The sequence below is a fragment of the Eikenella sp. HMSC071B05 genome, assembly GCF_001811325.1.
Classification (GTDB): domain Bacteria; phylum Pseudomonadota; class Gammaproteobacteria; order Burkholderiales; family Neisseriaceae; genus Eikenella; species Eikenella corrodens.
Genome location: NZ_KV804539.1, coordinates 166,262 through 172,261, shown reverse-complemented (window position 1 = coordinate 172,261; position 6,000 = coordinate 166,262). Strand labels below are relative to the sequence as shown.

The following is a 6,000-nucleotide window of genomic DNA, read 5'->3' as shown; positions in this document are numbered from 1 at the left end:
CGCTGTACTGGTTTTTGTTAATTCACTATAAATTTCAGGTAGCCTTTTGGACATGGAGGAAGGCTACCTGAAAATCCTTATGCTGTTGCTTTTGGGTGTGTTGGGCTGGAATACGGCGGCATTATAGCCAAATTGCTTATTTCCTCATACGGCGTCGGCTCGCCTTGCCGTACTGCCTGCGGCTTGCCGCTTTGCCCCGTGCTTAATTTTTGCCCGATGGAGTTAAAAATGCAGTTGCTACTCGCTAGTTTAAATGATCGGGTAAGGGAAACCCAAGATTTTTGTCCCCATACCAAGATAAATTTTCCTTTTTCCAATAATCTGTGTGAGACAGGATGACGCCTAGTTTGATCATGGCTAAATAAATAGCTTGCAGCATATCTTCACCGACTACCCTGCCCTCATCCAAATAATCATGTTTGCTTATTTTATATTGGCAAATATATGCCTTGTATTCGTTGGAAAAAATGGGCTGATACAAGGTAATCTCAACAGCTTCGCCAGTTCCTGTACGTAATTCTCTATATCCTATGATTCTATGCATACATTCACCATACGGGCACGTTGGAACGAAAGACTACCTGAAAAATGGAAATCCGGTTTCAGGTAGCCTTTATCGTGCGGGCTTATTCGGGCTTGGCTTTCACCGCCATCAGCGTGTGCAGGCGGCGGTTGTCGGCGCGGGCTACGGTGAATTGCAAGGAGCCGATAACGGCTTTTTCGCCGCGCACGGGCAGGTGGCCGAGCTCTTTAATCACCAGCCCGCCGATGGTGTTCACTTCTTCGTCGCTGTAATCCGTGCCGAAAAATTCGTTCACGTCTTCGATTTCGGTAACGGCGTTGATGCGCCAGCGGTCGGGGGAAACGGCGAAGATATTGTCCGCGCTGTCGTCTTCGTCGAACTCGTCTTCGATGTCGCCCAAAATCTGCTCGATTACGTCTTCCAGCGTTACCAGGCCGCTGATGCTGCCGTACTCGTCCACCACCACGGCCAGGTGGTTATGCATATCGCGGAACTCTTTAAGCAACACGTTCAACGGCTTACCCTCGGGTACGAACACGGCCGGGCGCAGCACGTTTTCGAGCTTGAACTGTTCGGGATTGAGGGTATATTTGAGCAGGTCTTTGGCGTGTAGGATGCCGAGCACGTTGTCTTTGTCGTCGGCAATCACGGGGAAGCGGGAGTGGGTGGTGCCCACCACATAGGCGATGATGCGGCTGATGCTATCGCCGGCCTTCACCACGTCCATCTGGGCGCGGCTAATCATGGCATCGCGCACTTCCAGCCCGCGGAAATCAATGATTTTTTCCAGCCATTGCTGGGTGTCTTCATCGAAGATTTTCTGTTCGCGCGCTTGGCGCAGCAGGGCGAGTATGTCTTCGGGGGAATCGGGGCTGTCGCCGGCGAGGCGGCCGAACAGCCGTTCAAAAAATCCGGGCTTGGCCGGGTGGTCGTCCATTTCAGTCTGCATCCTGTGCGTAGGGGTTGGGGTATCCTAACTGATTCATCAGGCGGATTTCAAGTGCTTCCATGGCTTCGGCTTCGTCGGGCTCGATGTGGTCGTATCCCATCAGGTGCAACACGCCGTGCAGGGTGAGGTGGGCGAAGTGTGCTTCTAAGGTTTTGCCTTGTTCGGCAGCCTCACACGCCACCACCTGCGGGCAGATAACCAGGTCGCCGCGCAAAACGGGCAGGCTACCTGAAAGCCCGGCCAAAGCGGCCTGCTCGCCTTCATCCAGCGCAAAGCTGAGCACGTTGGTGGCATAGTCTTTTTGGCGGTAGTCGCGGTTGTAGGCGCGGGCGGTTTCTTCATCAAGCAGCAACAGGCCGATTTCGGCACGGCGGTAGCGCGATTTCACCACCTGCCATGCCCAGCGGCGGAATTGCGTCTCGCTCGGGCTGCCGGGCTGCCGGGCTTGGTCGGCAAAATACAGTTGCAGGCGTTGGCGCAACAGGGCGGGAAAGGGATAACGTTTGGCGGTTTTCATGGTTTGGTTTGAATTGAAAAACGGGCGCTATTATAGCGGGAAAGGCTACCTGAAAACCCGGAAATGCGTTTTTCAGGTAGCCTCTATTTTATGCCAAACCGCACACTAGCATTCTGCCTTTGCCGCTGCTGCCGCCCGTTTCAATTCGGCAGCCAGCTTGCTTTTCTCTTCCTTGTTCAAGCCTGCCACCGCCAACAGCTTTCTATCCAGCGCCACCGGCACGCCGCCGCCATTGGGCATGAAAGCCAGCAGGTAGTGCTGCCCGCTGGGGGTTTGAAACGTCCAAGCACGGTTTTCCTGTTTGCCGAAGCTGAGGCCGATTTTGTGGGTTTTGCCGTCAATTTCGGCTTGATATACCGCGTCTTTACCCGCATTGCCGGTACTCCGGCAGGGCACGGCTACCAGCTGCCAAGGCTGGGCTTCGGGTCGGTTGATGGCGGCCAAAATCCGGCGGTAGCGCGGCACACGCACCAGCGTGACATAAAACGCAGCGCCAATCATCAACAGCCCCAGCCCGCCAAACAGCAACACACCCATGCTGCGGTTACCTACTTTTTCCACCGCCACATCCAGCGTCAGGCGTGATGGATCATTGGCGTCGGCCACCGCACGGGCATAAATATCGCCGCCAGTACCGAAAAAGCTAAAAGATTTTTTCACCGTGTGGCCGCGGTACGTGATGGTAGTTTTGCAGCTGGTGAAGATGGATTTGCGAGTGGTGCATTCACCATCAATCCGCGCATCTACCGGCACGGCGTGTTGGCCGATTAGGTAGTCTTGATAGATTTCGGCGGCAACATGACCCTGCCACGCAACAAATATCGCGCCCACCGGCAGTATCAGCAACAGCGCCACCAAAGCCATCATAATCGGCCGATGCGGCCCGATGCCTCGCATTTTAAAGGGCTTAACCGGCATGGAAAAAGGCAGAATTTGCATAATCAGTTCTCCTCGAAAAATAAATGGGACTATAAAAGAAGCCGGTATAGTTTGCCAAATTGGCAAAGGCTACCTGAAAATCAAAATAGCTTGTAGCTAGCCTTCTCCCTCGCCCCGGGCTACCTGAAAACCATCTGCTTCCACTATAATTCGTCCTTTACGCCAATAATTTTCAGGTAGCCTCCGATGCTCGACAAATACAATCCCGCCGAAATCGAATCCAAACACTATCAAAACTGGGAAACCCAAGGTTATTTCCAGCCCGATATGGATTTGACCAAACCGTCTTTTTCCATCCAACTGCCGCCGCCCAACGTAACCGGCACGCTGCACATGGGTCATGCCTTCAACCAAACCATTATGGACGGACTGACCCGCTACTACCGCATGAAAGGCTGCAATACCGCCTGGATTCCCGGCACCGACCACGCGGGCATCGCCACGCAGATTGTGGTTGAGCGTCAGCTTGCCGCGCAAAACGTGTCCCGTCATGACTTGGGGCGCGAAAAATTCTTGGAAAAAGTGTGGGAATGGAAAGAAGTTTCCGGCGGCACGATTACGCAGCAGATGCGCCGCGTGGGCTGTTCAGCCGACTGGACGCGCGAGTATTTCACGATGGACGACGTGCGCGCCGAAACCGTGACCGAAGTGTTCGTGCGCCTGTTTGAACAGGGCTTGATTTACCGTGGCAAACGCTTGGTGAACTGGGATCCCGTGCTTGGCACGGCAGTGTCTGATTTGGAAGTGGAAAGTGTGGAAGAACAAGGCTCTATGTGGCACATCCGCTATCCGCTGGCGGACAATCCTGCCGAAGCCGTTATCGTGGCGACCACCCGCCCTGAAACGCTGCTGGGCGACGTTGCCGTTGCCGTCAATCCCGAAGACGAACGTTACACCCATTTGATTGGTAAAGAATTAATCCTGCCGCTGACCGGCCGCACCATTCCCGTGATTGCCGACGAATACGTCGAAAAAGACTTCGGTACCGGCTGCGTGAAAATCACGCCTGCGCACGACTTCAACGACTACGAAGTCGGCAAACGCCACGACACGCGCTTGGTTAACGTGTTCGACTTGGAAGCCAAAGTGCTGGCAAACGCCGAAGTGTTCAACTTCAAAGGCGAAGCGCAACAAGGCTTTGCCCTGCCTGAAAAATACGCAGGCTTGGACCGCTTTGCCGCGCGCAAACAAATGGTTGCCGATTTGCAAGAACAAGGCTTGTTGGTCGAAATCAAAGCGCACACGCTGATGACGCCGAAAGGCGACCGCACAGGTTCGGTGATTGAGCCGATGCTGACCAGCCAATGGTTTGTCGCCATGTCCGCCACGCCAAACGGCGGCGAGCCTGACAGCGAATTCAAAGGCTTAAGCCTCGCCGACAAAGCCAAAAAAGCCGTCGACAGCGGCGCGGTACGCTTTATCCCTGAAAACTGGGTCAACACCTACAACCAATGGATGAACAACATCCAAGACTGGTGTATCTCGCGCCAACTGTGGTGGGGGCATCAAATCCCCGCGTGGTACGACCAAGCAGGCAATGTTTACGTTGCCCGCAATCAGGAAGAAGCCGAAAAACAAGCCGGCAAAACCGGTTTGACCCGCGAAGAAGACGTATTGGACACATGGTTCTCCTCCGCGCTCGTGCCGTTCTCCACGCTCGGCTGGCCGTCTGAAACCGACGAACTCAAAGCCTTCCTGCCGTCCAACGTCTTAGTTACCGGCTACGAAATCATCTTCTTCTGGGTGGCACGCATGATTATGATGACCACCCACTTCACCGGCAAAGTACCGTTTAAAGACGTGTACATCCACGGCATCGTGCGCGACCACGAAGGCAAAAAAATGTCCAAATCCGAAGGCAACGTCATCGACCCTGTCGATTTGATTGACGGCATCGACTTGGACAAACTGCTGGTGAAACGTACCACCGGCCTGCGCAAACCCGAAACCGCGCCGAAAGTGGAAGAAGCGACGAAAAAACTCTTCCCCGAAGGCATTCCCAGCATGGGTGCGGACGCCTTGCGCTTCACCATGGCAAGCTACGCCAGCCTCGGCCGCAGCGTGAACTTCGACTTCAAACGCGCCGAAGGCTACCGAAACTTCTGCAACAAAATCTGGAACGCCACCAATTTTGTGCTGATGAACACCGAAAACCAAGACTGCGGCTATGGCGCAACCGCCACCGAACCGCGCGGCTACTCCTTCCCCGATATGTGGATCGTAGGCCGTCTGAATCAGACCATCGAGCAGGTTACGCAAGCCTACGAAACCTACCGCTTTGATTTGACGGCGGAAACCCTGTACAGCTTCGTATGGAACGACTATTGCGACTGGTATTTGGAACTCGCCAAAGTGCAGCTTCAAACCGGCTGCGCCAGCCGCCAACGCGCCACACGCCATACCTTATTGCGCGTACTCGAAGCCGCCCTGCGTCTGCTGCACCCAATTATCCCGTTCATCACCGAAGAATTGTGGCAAACCGTCGCCCCCATGTGCGACGCCAAAACCGCCGACAGCATCATGCTCGCCCGCTTCCCCGAAGCCGACGGCGGCGATATTGTTCAGACGGCATTCGAGCAAATGACCGTGTTGCAGGATTTGATTGGCGCCGTCCGCAACCTGCGCGGCGAAATGGGCATCCAGCCTAATGTCAAAGCCCCGCTGTTTGTCGAAAGCGCGGACGACTTGACGGACTACCTCAAATACCTGCCGATGATGACCCGCCTGACCGAAGCGCAGCAAGTCGCCGTCCTGCCCGAAAGCGAAGACGCGCCCGTCGCCGTCTGCAACGGCGCGCGCCTGATGCTGAAAGTCGAAATCGACAAAGCCGCCGAAACCGCCCGTTTGAGCAAAGAAGCCGAGAAGCTGCAAAAAGCCTTGGACAAACTCAACGCCAAACTCTCCAAACCCGGCTACACCGAAAAAGCCCCTGCGCATCTGGTGGAAAAAGACAAAGCCGATTTGGCGGAGTTGGAAGGGAAAATGGCGAAGGTGCAGGCTGCTTTGGAGAAGTTGAAAGGATAAACCTTTTTCGGCAATCCAAGAGGCTACCTGAAAATGGATTAGCGGTTT

At 54.7% G+C, this 6,000-nt stretch carries 5 protein-coding genes; 1 reads left to right on the top strand and 4 read right to left on the bottom strand.

Annotation, left to right across the window (positions count from 1 at the left end; translation table 11 throughout):
• Positions 1-244: 244 nt before the first annotated feature.
• The 4 genes from HMPREF2796_RS01745 to HMPREF2796_RS01730 form a co-directional block, all read right to left on the bottom strand.
• The gene (locus HMPREF2796_RS01745; RefSeq protein WP_070630477.1) at positions 245-544 is read right to left on the bottom strand and encodes a DUF6968 family protein; all 300 of its coding nucleotides are present in this window, start codon (positions 542-544) and stop codon (positions 245-247) included.
• Between the two features lie 82 nt (positions 545-626).
• The gene (locus tag HMPREF2796_RS01740; RefSeq protein WP_070630475.1) at positions 627-1,460 is read right to left on the bottom strand and encodes an HlyC/CorC family transporter; all 834 of its coding nucleotides are present in this window, start codon (positions 1,458-1,460) and stop codon (positions 627-629) included.
• Between the two features lies 1 nt (position 1,461).
• The gene (gene ybeY, locus HMPREF2796_RS01735) at positions 1,462-1,989 is read right to left on the bottom strand and encodes an rRNA maturation RNase YbeY (RefSeq protein ID WP_070630472.1); all 528 of its coding nucleotides are present in this window, start codon (positions 1,987-1,989) and stop codon (positions 1,462-1,464) included.
• A gap of 105 nt (positions 1,990-2,094) precedes the next feature.
• Positions 2,095-2,928 carry a hypothetical protein gene (locus HMPREF2796_RS01730; protein ID WP_070630470.1) on the bottom strand — a complete coding sequence of 278 codons (834 nt, stop codon included), beginning with the start codon at positions 2,926-2,928 and terminating at the stop codon, positions 2,095-2,097.
• A 186-nt stretch (positions 2,929-3,114) separates the two neighbouring features.
• Between HMPREF2796_RS01730 and HMPREF2796_RS01725 the strand changes: the two genes are divergently transcribed.
• Positions 3,115-5,952, top strand: coding sequence for a valine--tRNA ligase (locus HMPREF2796_RS01725; protein ID WP_070630468.1), 2,838 nt, complete (start codon positions 3,115-3,117; stop codon positions 5,950-5,952).
• Positions 5,953-6,000: the final 48 nt, after the last annotated feature.

Bases quoted from the DNA above. Each gene is read 5' to 3' on its own strand.
- HMPREF2796_RS01745 (WP_070630477.1), bottom strand. From the start codon at position 544: ATGCATAGAATCATAGGATATAGAGAATTACGTACAGGAACTGGCGAA.
- HMPREF2796_RS01725 (WP_070630468.1), top strand. From the start codon at position 3,115: ATGCTCGACAAATACAATCCCGCCGAAATCGAATCCAAACACTATCAA.
- HMPREF2796_RS01730 (WP_070630470.1), bottom strand. From the start codon at position 2,928: ATGCAAATTCTGCCTTTTTCCATGCCGGTTAAGCCCTTTAAAATGCGA.
- HMPREF2796_RS01740 (WP_070630475.1), bottom strand. From the start codon at position 1,460: ATGGACGACCACCCGGCCAAGCCCGGATTTTTTGAACGGCTGTTCGGC.
- ybeY (WP_070630472.1), bottom strand. From the start codon at position 1,989: ATGAAAACCGCCAAACGTTATCCCTTTCCCGCCCTGTTGCGCCAACGC.